Source organism: Paenibacillus sp. P2(2022), from assembly GCF_029522175.1.
Classification (GTDB): Bacteria; Bacillota; Bacilli; order Paenibacillales; family Paenibacillaceae; genus Paenibacillus; species Paenibacillus polymyxa.
The window spans coordinates 159670-175808 of record NZ_JAKWFI010000007.1 but is presented as its reverse complement, the minus strand read 5'-3'; the positions used below and the strand labels follow the sequence as shown (position 1 = coordinate 175808).

Annotated in this window: 13 protein-coding genes; 4 read left to right on the top strand and 9 right to left on the bottom strand. The window is 47.0% G+C overall.

Annotated elements, in window-relative coordinates; genetic code table 11:
- The first annotated feature begins 181 nt into the window (after nt 1–181).
- Entirely contained in the window at nt 182–769 is a 588-nt protein-coding gene (locus MMB75_RS20565) for an RNA polymerase sigma factor (protein ID WP_045244963.1), read from the top strand.
- A gap of 94 nt (nt 770–863) precedes the next feature.
- On the opposite strand, the gene MMB75_RS20560 is transcribed toward MMB75_RS20565, so the two are convergent.
- The 3 genes from MMB75_RS20560 to MMB75_RS20550 are packed head-to-tail and all read right to left on the bottom strand — an operon-like array spanning nt 864 to nt 3911.
- Nucleotides 864–1718, bottom strand: a complete 855-nt coding sequence (locus MMB75_RS20560) for a carbohydrate ABC transporter permease (protein WP_013368987.1) — start codon at nt 1716–1718, stop codon at nt 864–866.
- Nucleotides 1719–1736: 18 nt separating this feature from the next.
- On the bottom strand, nt 1737–2621 hold the full coding sequence (locus tag MMB75_RS20555) for a carbohydrate ABC transporter permease (protein ID WP_025363776.1): 885 nt from the start codon (nt 2619–2621) through the stop codon (nt 1737–1739).
- A 36-nt stretch (nt 2622–2657) separates the two neighbouring features.
- Nucleotides 2658–3911, bottom strand: a complete 1254-nt coding sequence (locus MMB75_RS20550; protein ID WP_045244962.1) for a sugar ABC transporter substrate-binding protein — start codon at nt 3909–3911, stop codon at nt 2658–2660.
- 572 nt (nt 3912–4483) lie between these two features.
- Here MMB75_RS20550 and bglX point away from each other — a divergent pair.
- From bglX to MMB75_RS20535, 3 genes are all read left to right on the top strand, one after another.
- Nucleotides 4484–6658: a beta-glucosidase BglX gene (bglX, locus tag MMB75_RS20545; RefSeq protein ID WP_080942701.1), complete on the top strand. Its 2175-nt coding sequence runs from the start codon at nt 4484–4486 to the stop codon at nt 6656–6658.
- Between the two features lie 13 nt (nt 6659–6671).
- The gene (locus tag MMB75_RS20540; RefSeq protein ID WP_045244960.1) at nt 6672–10112 is read left to right on the top strand and encodes a GH36-type glycosyl hydrolase domain-containing protein; all 3441 of its coding nucleotides are present in this window, start codon (nt 6672–6674) and stop codon (nt 10110–10112) included.
- A 165-nt stretch (nt 10113–10277) separates the two neighbouring features.
- A complete protein-coding gene (locus tag MMB75_RS20535) occupies nt 10278–11282 on the top strand; it encodes a LacI family DNA-binding transcriptional regulator (RefSeq protein WP_019685866.1) in 1005 nt (334 codons plus the stop codon).
- 94 nt (nt 11283–11376) lie between these two features.
- On the opposite strand, the gene MMB75_RS20530 is transcribed toward MMB75_RS20535, so the two are convergent.
- The 6 genes from MMB75_RS20530 to MMB75_RS20505 form a co-directional block, all read right to left on the bottom strand.
- On the bottom strand, nt 11377–12054 hold the full coding sequence (locus MMB75_RS20530) for a hypothetical protein (protein WP_039276632.1): 678 nt from the start codon (nt 12052–12054) through the stop codon (nt 11377–11379).
- 90 nt (nt 12055–12144) lie between these two features.
- Entirely contained in the window at nt 12145–13362 is a 1218-nt protein-coding gene (locus tag MMB75_RS20525; RefSeq protein WP_025363770.1) for a stalk domain-containing protein, read from the bottom strand.
- Between the two features lie 362 nt (nt 13363–13724).
- The gene (locus MMB75_RS20520) at nt 13725–14210 is read right to left on the bottom strand and encodes a cytochrome c biogenesis protein CcdC (RefSeq protein WP_017425683.1); all 486 of its coding nucleotides are present in this window, start codon (nt 14208–14210) and stop codon (nt 13725–13727) included.
- Between the two features lie 39 nt (nt 14211–14249).
- Nucleotides 14250–15017, bottom strand: a complete 768-nt coding sequence (locus MMB75_RS20515) for an ABC transporter permease subunit (protein WP_017425682.1) — start codon at nt 15015–15017, stop codon at nt 14250–14252.
- On the bottom strand, nt 15014–15727 hold the full coding sequence (locus MMB75_RS20510) for an ABC transporter ATP-binding protein (protein ID WP_039276627.1): 714 nt from the start codon (nt 15725–15727) through the stop codon (nt 15014–15016). Before MMB75_RS20510 ends, MMB75_RS20515 begins: the two co-directional genes overlap by 4 nt.
- Nucleotides 15724–16137 (bottom strand): GntR family transcriptional regulator, encoded by a 414-nt coding sequence (locus MMB75_RS20505; protein ID WP_039276624.1) that lies wholly within the window; start codon nt 16135–16137, stop codon nt 15724–15726. Before MMB75_RS20505 ends, MMB75_RS20510 begins: the two co-directional genes overlap by 4 nt.
- Nucleotides 16138–16139 lie beyond the last annotated feature (2 nt).

The following is a 16139-nucleotide window of genomic DNA, read 5'->3' as shown; positions in this document are numbered from 1 at the left end:
TATTAACTAATTCCGTATCGGAATCAAAATCACCTTAAAATATCTCTTAACTGTTCTAGTAATTCCACATTTGCGAGATTAAATATGATTTTTGTCATTCTTCAAAATTGGTATTAATGTATACGATTGGAACATGTAAAAGTCATTTATCTTTTTATCCGTCCAAAGGGGGCTTGAACAAATGCCGACCATGATGGTTACTGACTGTTGCAAAGAGGATCAATGCAGAGGTAGTTCCAGATGCTTTTACAAAAAAATTTGTGAACTGTATCTGAGTGAGGTATATCGGTTCTGTATGCATTTAATCAAGAATCAATCTTGTTTTAAATTTATGGCAGAAGAATGTACACAAGATACTTTTGTAGCGGCAAGACAGCAATTGGTCAAGCTCAAGCATCACCCCAATGTTAAGGGATGGCTGTACCTTACGGCTAGGAATCTCATATATAAATCATTTAGGTGCTACTATACGCAAAGAAAGCATGAAACTACGCTTGAATGTGAGAAAATATGTGGTTTTTCGAATTCGGTAGAGGAGGAGTGGGAGAATCAAAAGCTGGAAGATGTGGATACGGTGATTGTTAGCATACTGACGCAGCTTTCCAACATTGAATATACGCTCTATCAGGATTACTTTTGTCAACAACTGCCTGTTTCCTTCCTCGCTGAAAAATATAATATTTCAGTTACGGCGACAACGACCCGGATTTACAGACTAAAACGAAAAATTCGTACATTATCCCATCAATATTGTCTAACTCATATATAAATATATCCATGTAAAGCAAAAAAACGGAGCTTCTCTCCTAAAGAGAAGCTCCGCTACTCGTTCTGGTGACTAAACTTGCTTTCACCCTATACCCCTACTTAATTCCCGAAATTGTATAATTCTCGATAATATACTTTTGGAAAATAATGAAGATAATCATAATCGGAACGACCATAAAGGTCGAACCCGCCATTTGCAGGGCAAATTGACTTTCGTTCTGTCCCTTGAGCAGTGATAAACCTACGGACAAGGTGTACAGCTTCTCATCGTTCGCAATAATGAGCGGCCATAAGAAGCTGTTCCATCCACCGATGAAGGTCAGGATCGCCTGTACCGCAATAATCGGCGTCGAAATGGGCAGCACGATTTGTAAAAAAGTGCGGAACTCCCCTGCTCCATCAAGTCGTGTCGCCTCCAGCAGTTCTTCCGGGATATCGGACATGAACTGCCGGAAGAGGAAGATTGCGAACGCGCCCACCAATCCAGGAAGCACAATCCCCAGCATGGAATTGGTCAACCCCATCTGGTTTAGAATCAAATAGACGGGAATCATCGTCACTTGACCTGGAATCATCATGGTTGCCAGCACCAGATAGAACAGGAAACCTTTGCCCTTAAACTGAAATTTGGCAAAACCATAACCCGCCATAGCGTTAAGGAATAATCCGAAGAAGGAAGCTAGGACAATGATCAGCGTATTCGTCAGGTAGGTTCCAAACGCCATGCTATCGAATAGGATTTTAAAATTATCCAGTGTAAAATGCTCCGGCCAGATGGTTGGAGGAATTTTGGTTACCTCGCCCTCTGTCTTAAAGGAGGATAAAATCATCCACGCAAAAGGCAGCACCATCAACAGACCTCCCACAGTCAGGAGAATCGCCACGAACCATTGAAATGTTTTTTCACCACTGCGCGTATTGGCGCGGGCTTGCTGAACAGCTGTTTTCACGCTCATCACCTCTCTCTATCAGGACTCCGCTTTATTTTGCAAACGGAACTGAATCAGCGTTACCGCGATGATCGCGAAGAACAGAATGAACGATCCCGCCGCGGCATACCCGAATTTACTAAATTGGAAGCCGTTATTGTAAATGAACAAGGATGCCGTCAGCGTACCGTCCAGCGGTTTCCCTTTGGTCATGACAAAAGGTTCCTCGAAAAATTGCAGCCAGCCAATCATCGTCGTAATGGATACGAAGAAAATAGCGTAACGAAGCTGCGGCAGCGTAATATAACGAATTTGCTGCCATGTATTGGCCCCGTCAAGCTGGGCCGCTTCATAATAAGAGCCTGGAATGCCTTTAATAGCCGCAATAAAAATAATCATGTTTAAACCGATGCCCCGCCAAACCGCTAACACAATCAGCGAAATTTTCGCTACTGTTGGATCGGTCAGCCATGGGACGGGACCCAAATTCGCCAGACCAAGTACGTAGTTGAATAATCCAAGCGTCGGATTATACAGATAGCTCCAAACCACTGCCACCGCAACCACATTCGTTACGGACGGCAGATAGAACACGACGCGGAATACTTTGAAAGCACGTGATTTACCCATGTTAATCAGAATCGCGATGCTGAGTGAAAATATCAGCACCAGCGGAACGCCAATGATAACAAAGAACAACGTATTCCCAATGGACTTCAAAAAGGAAGGGTCCAAAAGCACGTTCGTGTAATTTTCCAATCCTATAAAGCGAATACTTTCATAATTAACGAGTCCGGACAGATCCATATCCGTGAAGCTGATCACGAGCGCCAGTAGTATCGGCAATAACGAAAACAGCGTTAACAGGATGATGGAGGGACCGATAAACAAGTATGGCGCAAGCTTCTGCGAGCTTCCTTTCATGCCTTCACTCCCTTTGACAATGACGGATATGGATCATTATTTTTTCATTATACTTGCAGCCTGCTGATTAAAGTCATCCATTTCCTTCTGTACATCGGCATGACCGCGGTAAATACGCTCAAAGCTCTTGATGAATTGTTGAGAAACCTCTTCCCATGCAGCCAGTTGCGGCAATGCTGCGGAATGATCCAGCTGTTTGCGAATCGTCAGAAGCATCGGATCACTCTTCAGTTTGGCATCTTCCCACGATTTAGTAGTCGCAGGCAAGTTACTGGACAGCTCCATCCATTTCAGTTGTGTTTCTGGTTTGCTCATGTAAGCCAGGAATTTGGCCGACTCCTCTGGGTGCTTGCTGAATTTCATAATTGAAAGGTTGGCTCCACCCAAGACGGATAGGTTGTTTACTTTGCCAGGAAGCTCCGCAATATTCCACTTGCCTTCCAGTTCTGGTGCCTTGCTCTTGATTTCTTTAATCATGAAAGGACCGCTGATAAACATTGGAACGATCCCCTCGCCTTGCAAACCTTGAACGGAATCAATTCCAATATCCACTGCGTTAGAGCCATTTTGGAAAAAGGTATTTACATACTTCACAGCATCTACAAACGGTGCTTGGTTGAATAGCGGATTGCCCTGCTCGTCAACCAGCTTGGAACCGTTCTGGAGAGCAAACATAAAGCCCATGGACTGCTCCTTTGCACTAAAGGAGATACCATATTTGCCTTTACCCCGAGCCGCTAGCTTTTGAGCAGCATCGGACAGTTCCTCCCACGTTTTAGGTGCTTCATTGTATCCAACCTGTTTTAGTAGGTCCGAACGATAGAATAAAACTCGCGTTTCAGTGTACCAAGGTACGGCGACCGGTTTAGCTTCAAATTGAGCCGTACTCACAGCGCCCTTGAAGAAATTTTTCGCTTCAAGCTCAGGGTATTTGCTGATGTAAGGCGTGATGTCTGTTAGTGCACCCGCAGATGCTAATTCCGGCACCCATGATGTACCGAGCTGGACAACATCTGGACCTGATTTTGAGGCAACCGCCGTGAGCAATTTGTCGTGAGCGTTATCCCAAGGCAACGCCTGTACATCAACGTGAATATTTGGATTTTCTTTTTCAAAATCTTTTACAATTTCAGGCAGCAACTTCCCTTCCGCTCCCATTCCCCACATGGTGATGGTCGTCTTGCCATTTGCATCTTTGCCCGACGAATCATCCTTGGATGAACAACCTACCAGCGCACCCCCCAGTAATAAGGTGCTTGCCAAAATGATCCCCAATGTTCTTTTCATCATACGAATTCCTCCCGAGATGATCAGTTTACCGATCATGCAATATGATAACGGATTCAAGCACATGAATTTTGCAAAAATTCAATAAGCGACTTCCAATGACCAAATATTGCAATTTGGAGCGACTAAAATCGAATTTTGCAAAATCCTGATACATGCAAATACATAGCAGTTAAAGCATACCGTTATAACAATTATGTTTAAAGCCTAAGGACCATACTCATCAATAGAAACGTTTCGATAGTCATTATAGAACAAATTGAAACCGTATTCAATAGGGATATTATTTTTTATTTACTTAGAATCACATCTCTTTTTCATTTATTTCAATCTTTATTACGCTATTTGTCCTATAAAAAACCCCCGTTTTGCATTTGACTCTCCATTTGGAAGCGTATATAATCCAACTGAGTCCAACAATAGAAACGTTTCGATTAATAATACAACAGAAGATTATGCTTCTATACTAGCTATTAGCCTGTTCAGCACTTTTTTGAATCAACTTTATCCAAAAAATCTCATGAATCTGAAAAAGAGAGCTGTTTTACCAACCATACAGCTTACGGAGGATTATGATGGAACAACACCTGAATTCCTATTTACAAAACATGACTCTTGAAGAAAAAGTTGACCAACTGCTTCAGCTTGTGGGTGGCTTTTTTGAAGAAGCGGGTACAGAGGGCCAAATTACTGGGCCTATGGCTTCTCTCGGCATCACAGAGCAGACGGTTCACAACGTTGGTTCCGTGCTCGGCCTTGCAGGAGCCCAGGAAGCAATTCGTGTTCAGCAGGCTCATTTGAGTAAAAACCGTCTAGGTATCCCGCTTTTAATTATGGCAGATATTGTACACGGCTTCAAAACGATTTTCCCTATACCACTGGCTATGGGTTGCTCATGGGATATGAAACTTGCAGAAGAGAGCGCTACTATCGCTGCTCGGGAAGCAGCCGTATCCGGTGTTCACGTCACATTCGCTCCTATGGTCGATCTGGTACGTGACCCACGTTGGGGTCGTGTAATGGAATCTACTGGGGAAGACCCTTATCTCAACAGTCAATTTGCCCGTGCGTTTGTGCGCGGATTTCAGGGTAATGATCTGACGAATGATACCGAGCGGGTAGCCGCATGTGTGAAGCACTTTGCTGCTTATGGAGCCGGTGAAGGCGGACGTGATTACAATACCGTAGATGTATCCGCATGGCAGCTGCGAGAGTATTATCTCCCTTCCTACAAAGCTGCTTTAGATGAAGGCTGCGAAATGGTGATGACGTCCTTCAATACCGTAGAAGGCGTAGCGGCAACGGGCAACAAGCGCCTGATGCGTGATCTGCTTCGTGATGAATGGGGTTTTGACGGTGTACTCATTTCGGATTGGGCCGCGATCAAAGAGCTTATTCCTCATGGCATCGCCGAGGATGAACGGGAGGCAGCAAAAAAAGCATTGCTGGCAGGCGTAGATATTGAAATGATGACCTCCTGCTACAATGGGCACCTGCCTGAGCTGATTCGCAGCGGACAGCTGGATGAAGCGCTCGTTGATGAAGCAGTGATGCGTATATTGAGGCTCAAACAAAAGCTGGGCTTGTTCGAGAATCCGCTACGCGGCGCAGACCCTGAGCGTGAACGTGAAGTGGTATTCTGCGAAGCCCACCGTGCGGTTGCTAAAGAACTAGCCATTAAATCATGCGTGCTGCTCAAAAATGATTCTGTGCTTCCATTGAATCGCAATCAACATATTGCATTGATCGGGCCTTTTGCAGAGAGCGGCGATATTCTGGGCTCTTGGTCATGGAGCGGTTCACAAGAGGAAGCCATTCGTGTTGTTGATGGATTCCAATCGAAAATATCCTCCTCGCTGCTCACGGTAGCGGCAGGATGCTCTGTAGACAACATAACAGAGGAGCAATATGCAGAAGCTCTGCATGCTGCCAGTCAAGCAGAGATCATCGTACTAGCGCTTGGCGAGCGCTCAGATATGAGTGGTGAAGCAGGCAGCCGTTCAAATATTCGCCTGCCGCAGGCTCAATTGGAATTGGTGAAACACCTGAAGACACTGAACAAGCCCATGGTAGCCGTACTATTTAATGGTCGTCCATTGGATCTGCACGGCGTCATTGAAGAAGCAGACGCTGTACTGGAAGCCTGGTTCCCTGGTGGCGAAGGCGGCGCGGCAATTGCCGATTTGTTATACGGTGATGCTGAACCTACGGGTCGTCTGACGATGTCCTTCCCGCAATCGGTCGGACAGGTGCCAGTGTATTACAATCATTTTAATACTGGACGTCCGCAGTTAGATCCGAACACAACAGAACGCTACGTGTCTCAATATCTAGACGTACCGAACGAACCTTTATTCCCGTTCGGCTATGGCCTGAGCTACACCGATGTAGCCTATGACAGCTTACAACTTTCAGGCGATACTCTTATTCCCGGTCAAGCACTGACCGTTAGAGTGCAGGTAACGAACACAGGAACACGTCCAGTCGAGGAGACCGTTCAGTTCTATGTCCGTGATATCAGCGGTGATACGGTTCGCCCCATGAAGGAACTGAAAGATTTCTGCAAAATCCTGCTTGCCCCAGGCGAAAGCCGGGAAGTGGAGTTTACAGTGACCGAGCCTCAGCTGCGCTATCATCATGCAGATTTGAGCTTTGACAGTGACAGCGGTGAATTCGCCGTCTTTACAGGACCTAACAGCCGAGATACTACTGAAGGCCGTTTTCGGTTAGTAAAAGAAACAGGAAAGTGAGGCGTTCCCTTTGATGAATACAAGTCTAGACCAAAATATTTTGCTGCGGGCCGGAGACCTGTCTTTTACCTTCTTAAGCAGCGGTGATGTGTACAAGATCGCTCACGGCTCAACGATGATCAACCAACTGTTGACCAATTCAGTCGATGGTTCCCTGAACAATCTGTACTTGAGACTGTATCGTCCTTCCGGCGTAAGCATCACTCCTCTGCTGGGAGTTCGTTCGCCCGGCATAATCCGACAAACGGATCAGCAGATTATATGGGAAGGTTTCACTGTCGGTGTAGGCTATCAGGTGACCTTCACACTCAGCCGCCTGGGAGTATGGTTCTGGGATGTAACCCTACAGGGCGATGATGTTGAAGCAGATATTGTGTACGGTCAGGATATCGGCATTGCCGATACCGCTGCTGTGCGCAGTAATGAAGCTTATTTGTCTCAATATATTGACCATACTGTCTATCATGATGAACAAAGAGGCTATACCGTTTGCTCACGTCAAAACCAGCCTCAAAGTCAGGCATTCCCATACATTCAACAAGGCTCGTTAACCCGCACTGTTGGTTACTCGACAGACGGATTTCAGTTCTTTGGACTTTCTTACAAGGAAACGAATGAGCCGGAAGCACTGCGCCACGACACGCTCGCCAATGAAGTGTATCAATACGAATTCGCTTATACGGCGCTGCAATCTGAGCGGGTAAAACTCGCTGGGGAAGCTCGCTTTACGTTTTACGGTCTGTTCCAGCCGAGCCATCCGGCTGCAGTGACGAAGCTGGAGTATCAGGACCTGGTAACCAAAGCACGCGATGAAGTAGCTGCCGTTCTAGCGGACGCTTCTGAGACCAGCATACCAGCACACGCGGCAAGTGATCTTCAGGCAGGGCGTGTGGCCCCAGCTCAAACCATCGGTGAACCGCTGCGCACACTGGACTTGACCGATGCCGAAGTGAATCAGCTTTTCCCGAAACGCCAGGAAGAAGAACGGGATGGCGATACACTACTTTCCTTTTTCACGGATAGCTATGAGCATGTCGTACTCAAATCCAAAGAGCTTCGTGTAGAGCGTCCTCACGGACACATTTTAATGGGTGGGCATTACTCTGGAGGTAAGGAAGAAACCATTACAACCACTTCCTATATGTACGGGGTATTCAATTCCCAGCTCGTGATCGGCAATACGAATTTCAACAAAATGATCACCAACGTTCGTAATGCGCTCAACATTCCTAAGACATCCGGTCAACGTATCTACGTCGGAATTCAAGGAAAATATCGCCTGCTCACCATGCCTTCCCTGTTTGAGATTGGCTTTAATTATGTGCGCTGGTATTACAAAACGGCTGACGATACATTCATTATTACAAACCATACGAATGCTGATAGCTCAGAAGTGCGGCTTCACATGCGCTCGGCAAGTGGTAAAGCCTATCCATTCCTGATCACTCAGCAAATGTGTATGCATGTGAACGAATATGAGCTTCCGTTTCATATGGAACACGAAGGTGATGACCTGCTCTTTAGAGCTGATTCCGCTTCCCTGAGCGCCGAGGCCTATCCCGACCTGCTTTACCGAATGCACGTAGAGGGCGCTCCATTACAGCATGTGAGCGACGCTCAAGCACTGCTACAGGGTGGAGCCTCTCCTGATGCATCCCTGGTCGTTTTGGAACTGGGCGACAGCAGCGAATGGACCTGCATTGTACAGGGCTGGCTGCATGGCCGCTCGACCGGAAAGGACCGAGCACACAAGGAGCTACACGCCTCCTTTGAAGATGAGCGCGAGCGCTACCGGGAGTATTTTGCCGAGCTTATGAATGGCTTCCATCTGACGCTTGGCCAACAGGAAACCAGCGAGCTATTCCGTGTGAACGCAGTGGCCTGGTGGTACACCCACAACATGCTCGTCCACTACTCTGTGCCTCACGGTCTGGAGCAATACGGCGGAGCAGCCTGGGGAACACGTGATGTATGTCAGGGGCCTGTCGAATATTTTTCGGCAGTGCAAAATTTTGATGAGGTTCGTTCCATTTTGCTAACTGTATTCAGCCATCAGTATGAAGACAGCGGAAACTGGCCGCAATGGTTTATGTTTGACAACTATACTCACGTGCAGCAAGAAGAAAGCCATGGGGATATTATCGTTTGGCCGCTCAAGGTACTGGGCGATTATTTGACCGCTACCCGTGATTACAGTATTCTGGGAGAAAATGTGCCTTACACCCATCGGCATACTTTCGATTATACCAAGCAGACTGCGCCCCTTATGGAACATGCCCTGAAGGAAATCGAATATATTCGAGAGAATTTTCTGCATGATACGTACTTATCGGCTTATGGCGATGGCGATTGGGATGACACCCTCCAGCCAGCCAATGCGCAGCTGAAGCAATACATGGCGAGCAGCTGGACGGTTGCACTCACCTACCAAGTGATTCGTAACTTTGCTGCTGCGTTGGAGCAAGCTCCAGTAAATGTAGTAAGCGAAGCTGATAAGATCGCACAAGATCTACATCAGATGGCGAACGGCATCCGTAAAGACTTCAATCGCTACATGCTGGAGAGCGGAATTATTCCAGGCTTTGTATATATGGAAGAGCCTGGTCAACCCAAGCTCATGCTCCATCCGTCCGACACCGAGACGGGAATCCACTACCGTTTGCTGCCGATGACACGCAGCATGATCAGCCAGTTGCTCACGCCTGAGCAAGCATTGGCTCATGAGCAGCTCATCCGCGAGCAGTTCCTCTGCCCGGATGGTGTGCGTCTGATGAACCGCCCTGCTCAATATGATGGCGGTGTGAGTTCGCACTTCAAGCGCGCAGAGCAAGCGGCCAACTTTGGACGTGAGGTGGGGCTGCAATATGTGCACGCTCATATCCGCTTTGTGGAAGCCATGGCCAAGTTAGGACGCAAGGATGACGCTTGGCACAGCCTGAAGCTCATCAATCCGGTCGGCATCCGCGCGACCGTACCGAATGCCGAATGGCGCCAAAGCAACGCGTATTTCAGCAGCTCGGACGGTAAATTTAACACCCGCTATGAAGCACAGGAACGGTTTGGTGAACTGCGGGAAGGAGCCGTACCCGTCAAGGGTGGCTGGAGAATCTATTCCAGCGGTCCGGGAATCTACATGAATCAGCTCATATCGAATGTCCTTGGTATTCGTCAGTCAGGCGAGGACCTGATCCTGGACCCTGTGCTGCCGGACGATCTCAACGGATTGGAATTTAAATTTTCCTTTGCAGGAAAGCCAATCACCTTCGTCTACCGCATGCTGCAAGAGCATACGAGCGGTGAGCAAGGCCGTGCAGTATTGAACGGTGCCCCTCTGGAAAGTGAGCCAGCCGATGATAATCGCTATCGTTCCGGTGCCTTGCGCATCAAACGTGAGACTTTCGAGCAGGCGTTAGCAGAACATGATGGTGTACACCGTCTGGAGATTATTTTATAAATCGAATGATGCATAAGCAAAATCAGGTATAGGCAACAAAGGAATGGCGATCTTGCGGGATCGCCCTTTGCTGCTTGCATGTAGAACTACGACATTTTGAATAGATATGTGGTTAATAATCCATATACAATAGCACATATAAGACGAACACAAGGAGGTGACGTTGTGGTCAGCATTAAAGATATCGCCAAACAGGCGGGCGTTTCCATATCTACCGTTTCATATGCTTTGAACGGTAGCGATAAGGTAACAGAAGAGACTTGCGCACGTATTTTGGCCATTGCCAAAGAGCTTAACTATGTGCCCAATGCCGCCGCACGGAATCTCAAGAAAAGGCAGACCAAAATTATTGGCGTATTCCTGACTGATTTTCGCGGAGACGTTTATGGAGATTTGCTGTACGGCATCAAGGAAATTTTGAACCGCAAGGGCTATGACCTCATTGTCTGCAGCGGCAAGCAATCACATCGAATGCTGCCAGAACGCATGATTGACGGTGCCATCGTACTGGATCAGACGTTTGATAGTCAGGAGCTGCTGAACTACGCCGAGCGCGGACATAAAATTGTCGTATTGGACCGCGAACTGAATCATCCTAACATTAACCAGGTGCTGCTGGATAACAAAGCAGGTGCCGCGCTCGCCATAGAGCATCTATTGGAATTGGGACACCGCAAGCTATATGTTGTGACCGGACCAGAAGGTTCTTATGATTCCTGGCAGCGGATGCAGGCGGTCAAGCAGACCATTGAGCGTAGCGGCGTCGCCGAGATGATTGAAATTGACGGCAATTTCGAGAAATCGGGCGGTGAGCAGGCGGCTGAGATCATTTTACAGCAGCAGGCTCGCCCAGATTCGGAACCTGTAGCTGTATTTTGTCTCAATGATGAAATGGCCGTAGGCTTTTACAATCGAATGGCTCAGTCAGAGCTTACCATTGGCAAGGATGTTCATATCGTCGGCTTTGATAATATCGAGCTGGCGCAATATATTCAGCCCCGGCTGACAACGATAGACTACTCCAAGCGCAAATGGGGCGCTGTAGCCGCTGAACAGGTTCTCAAAATCATTGCCGGGGAAGACGTGGAGCATGAACGGTTGTACGTTACGCTTGTCCAAAGAGAATCGGCAGGCGCGGCGCTCATCACCCAAGACCAGCAGGAGCACTAATGAATCGTACAGAAGTGCCCCCACCTACCCACTTCCAAAAAAAAGAACTTCCACTGTCCCAAAATGGGTAGGAAGTTCTTTTAGCTATACTTATTTAACCTAACAAAACCTCAAGTAAATTCGCCAACGACCGTAAGGGATTGGCAATCGTCAGCCCTGTCTCCAACTCCACCTGCAACGCAGCATCAACCATCGATAACTGTGCTACAGCCAGCCCTCTGCTGGGATCAGCCTTCCTCAATTCATGCAATGAACGAACCAGCAATTCCTCATACTCATCTTTACGTCCCTGCATAATCAGTTCAAAAGCGCCCTCCACCACCTTGACCTCTATTAAAGAAGAGAGGTCCGGCTTGCCTAATAGATTGGCCGTATGATAAAGACGCTTCATCGTGCCCTCTACGGTAGCCGGATTCGTGAATACCAAGGTTCGTGGCAGCAAATCATCACACATCTCATGAAATAGAGGCTCATCCAGTGCGACAATTGGCGTAGGCATTGACCCTTGAGCCTTCTCCGCCAAAGCAATATAATTCGTACACGTTATCAAAATAACGTCTAGATCGCTTTGAGACATCCAGCTCAGCTGCTCTTCTACCTTGCGACTGGCATCATCTGAAGAAAAATGCGGATCCGACGATACCCGGCGCATAAGTCCCGGTTCCACAAAATGTACCAGCTCCACCTCATAAGAAGCAAAAGCTCGTTCCACATAGGCAATGTTCGAATGATGCGCATGCAGGCAACCCACACGTTGCTTCAAGTCTTCCACCGTCCAACCCCCTGATATGTTTGCCCCATTTTAACAGGAACCTGACGGTCTGGACAGTGCCAATCAGATCACACGACGAGAGCGTATTCTTTAAAATTTACCGTTCGTATTTTTCCACTCTGTTTTAGCTGGAATCTCCTGAACTACATCCCAATGCTCGGCTATTTTGCCGTTCTCCACACGGAACAGATCATAGACAGCGGCTGAGATTCCCTTAGGAGATTTCAGTTCACTTACAACCAGCACGAAGTTGCCTTCTCCAAGAACCATATGCACCTGATCATATCCAATAGAAGCTCCTTGACCCGTAGCGGATAATGCTTGCTTCAGACTGGATACACCGTCACCAAAAAGAGGATTATGCTGAATGTACTGATCCCCATTATAATAGCTTTCCAATGCTGCACGATTTTTGCCAACCAGCACATCATCTACAAACTTGCGGATCAGCGTCTTGTTTGTCTCGGTTTGGTTGAGATCCGTGACTTGTGTTGTTCCGTCAATCATGGTATGTCCACTTGGATTGGTTGGAGCCGAGTCCTGCATGTTATCCCAATGCTCAACAATTTTACCATTGCTATCGAAGCGGAAAATATCAAAAGCAATGCTCGTTTTCCCTGCAATAGACTTTTTATAATGTACTGCTACATCATTGCCATCCTGAATAACCCGCTGGACTTCAACCAGCACATTGGCTCCCTTGGATTGGCTAATCCCTTGCAAAAAGGCATCTCTCCCGCTAGCAAAGCTCGGATTATGCTGAATGTACTGATCTTTGCTGATCCAAGCCTCAGCTGCTTTCGTATCGCCCGTTTCAAAGCTCTTCAGAATCTCTACAACCTTATCCTTATTACTCACCCCGATTTGCAAGGTCTGGCTGGCCGGGTCCCAAATCACTTGCTTGCCCCACGCTTCTTTGACGACATCAACTGGTACATAGGTTACCCCTTGCTTGGTCAAAATGGTCGAGGTGGACAGTGGTACCTTAATCCCGTTGATTTGCGCTTCCGGACTGCCTGATACCAGTACAACCGTCGCTTGATCATAACGAATCGTCGTACTTTGACGCGCCGTATTGAATGTAATATGCTTGGCGTCCAGCGGAATTCCTAAACTAGTAGCCAATTGTCTCAGGGGGATCAACACCTGCTTATTTCTCACGATAGGCGCAATTTTGTAAGCCTCCTTCTTGCCATCTACCCAAACCTGGATACCCGTAGTAGGTTTTACGTCGGCTGCTAAAGCCGGTACAGCAGAAGACAGAACGAGCAAGCCAGCAAGTGCAGCAGTAACCGTATGTTTTTTCATGAATGTAAGCCCCTCTCAACCTGTAAAATAGAGTATGGAACGCAATTTCTCTTTATGTAACTAATGTGGTTGCAGTTAACTACGAAGGTATGAACTCTTCCCCACCTATCTAACTTTAAACCCCATTTAAATCATTTGAAACCTTATTAACCCTCCTTTGAATTTTTATACTTATGACCGTTGTCATGCAAGTCACAAACCTTCGAATAAAGGATATGGAAAGCAATAACAATGTATGATCATCCTCATTATTTTATTATAAATAACATGTACTAATGAAGTTAGCTCAAAAAAAGCGGCTCCTATCACCAAGCGAATGGACGCTTTTTGAATAGAAAGCCGCTGTTACCTCATTCATATTGTTATACAGATAACGTCCTCCGAAACTTGATAAAGCTCCCAATTCGCCAGATTGAGATATATACCAGCGCCATCGTAATGGCCAGCATGCTAATTTCGGTCGTACCCAAACTACTGAGGTATTGAGTCAGAACAACCCGAATCAAAATAATAGCGATAATAATATACTTAAAATATTGGTTCGGCTTGGGATAGATGAGACCGTCATCTCGTCTTTCATACGCCGTATGCAGCAAAATAACGTAGCCAAACAGAGCCCCTAATAACCCAGCAACCAGCAGTTCCCAAAAGGCGGGAGGCGCGTACGTTTGACCAGGAATATGCATCAATTGATATACCGATATCATCATAGCTGGGAAAGCGATAAACATAGGGAGCAAAATCCGAAATCCTTTTCCCTTTACCGGGCCCCTTCGTCTTTTGGTTCTCAACCAAATCATCAGACCCACCAGAACAGCCATCAATGCATAGATAAAGATTGTCGCCATGGTGAAATTCCTTTCTAATATAGAGTCATTTATCCTAAGTTAAATCGACAGTTTTTTCTCCAGCAAATAAGCGTTCAAGCGGATCAATGCATATGCAGCAACCCAACTAATCAACACCGCAACCGGAAAATGCCAGGTAAAAGGAAACCACTGTCCGTTGTGAACATGATGAAACTGCTCATAAATCCGCTGATCGCCTGACCAATAAAAGACGCTTCCTCCACCCATCAAAAGAATCCACAGGATTGGGCTAAGCGGCCGCAAGGTGCTGTATTTGGTACTGGCCGTCAGCAGACCCAGCGCAATAACCAACGGCGTAAAGGCGATAATCATTACAAACCAGTTTAAGCCGGCTATCATAAAAGACGCTGCATCCGCAAACGTATAAGCCTGTATGGTCGATGAGATAAATAGCGCGTATAGAGAACCTACTACAAACAAGAGCAATATCACGACAATGGTTTGTAAAATAGCAGCAATCCATTTGGCGCTAATTAGCCACATACGCGGATAGGGAAGGGTCAGCCACCATCCGTAGGTGTCATTTTCCCATTCTCTTCTCAGCATTCCCACACCCATGAAAACAATCATGTACGGCAAGCCCAGGGTGACATACCACAGCCTTGTCAATTCGAGTTGGTTGTGAAGAGCGAAGTACAAGGAGATCGCGAACGCCGCAATTAGAAATAGTGAGAAATATACAAGTCTCCACGATCTGGGCAGTCGATTGCGGCTTTGCTTTCTCCAGCTTCCTTTATTTCGAAATTCATGGCGTATTAAATCTTTGAACAGCCCGGATGAATTCACGCCTTCCACTCCCTTTTGTACAAATTGCGGAACACCTGGTTCAGCGAGCCATGCTCTGCACGCAGATCATCCGATTCACCAGACCATATCACTCGCCCGCGGTCCATCATGACCGTGTAATCAAACAAGCCTTCCACTTCCTGAATATCATGTGTGCTAATGAGTATAGATTGTTGCCGATCCTCCAAATAATCAATAATCCCAGCTACGATCGCTTCTCTAGAGAGGACATCAATGCCTACAAAAGGTTCATCCAGGATCATAAGCGGTACTTCTCGTGCCAGGCACAGAATCAGCAGCACACGCGCCTCCTGTCCGCGACTCAACCCGGCCATCTTTAGCTCCAATTCCACATCCATATGGTCAGCAAGTTTATAGGCATCCTTTAGATTGAAGCCAGGCAAAAAGGACTTCCCCCATTCCAGCGTCTGCTGAACTGTATGATTGGGATACCAGCGTGCCCGGTCAGGAAGATAGGATATATTCCGGTTGGTTTCCCAGCCAGGCTGTTGGCCCAGCACCTGAAGCTCGCCCCCGTCCGGCTGAATTAACCCCGTGATGGCTCGAAAGAGGCTGGACTTCCCGCAGCCATTGGGCCCAAGCACACCTACAATACGTCCTGCTGGAATGACGACATCCAGTTGGTCCAATGCTTTTTTATTTCCATATTGCTTCATCAGTTGCTTTGCGGTTACCACAGACTCCGTCATGCCTTTTCGCCTCCTTCCTTGTGATCTCCGTCCTGTCGGCTTCTTATATATTGCTGTACATCTTCCCAGGATAATCCCAGGCTGCTCATCTGTCCGAGAAACTGTTCGATATACGACATAGCCAATTGTTCCCGAAAGCTGGCAATCCGCTCACTGGACGAAGTTACATACGTACCCAGACCGCGTCGCTTCTCAGTCAATCCGTCCCGTTCCAGCTCCTGATACGCCCGCATCACGGTATTCGGATTCATACGCAATTCCTGCGCCAGATCACGCACAGATGGCATTTTGCTTCCCATTTCAATCTCTCCTTTAGCAATGGAGCTTCGTACTTGATTTAATATTTGTTCATATAATGGCTGGCTAAAGTCTATTAAAAATCGGAACGAGCCAACCCGTTGTTCTTCCATGG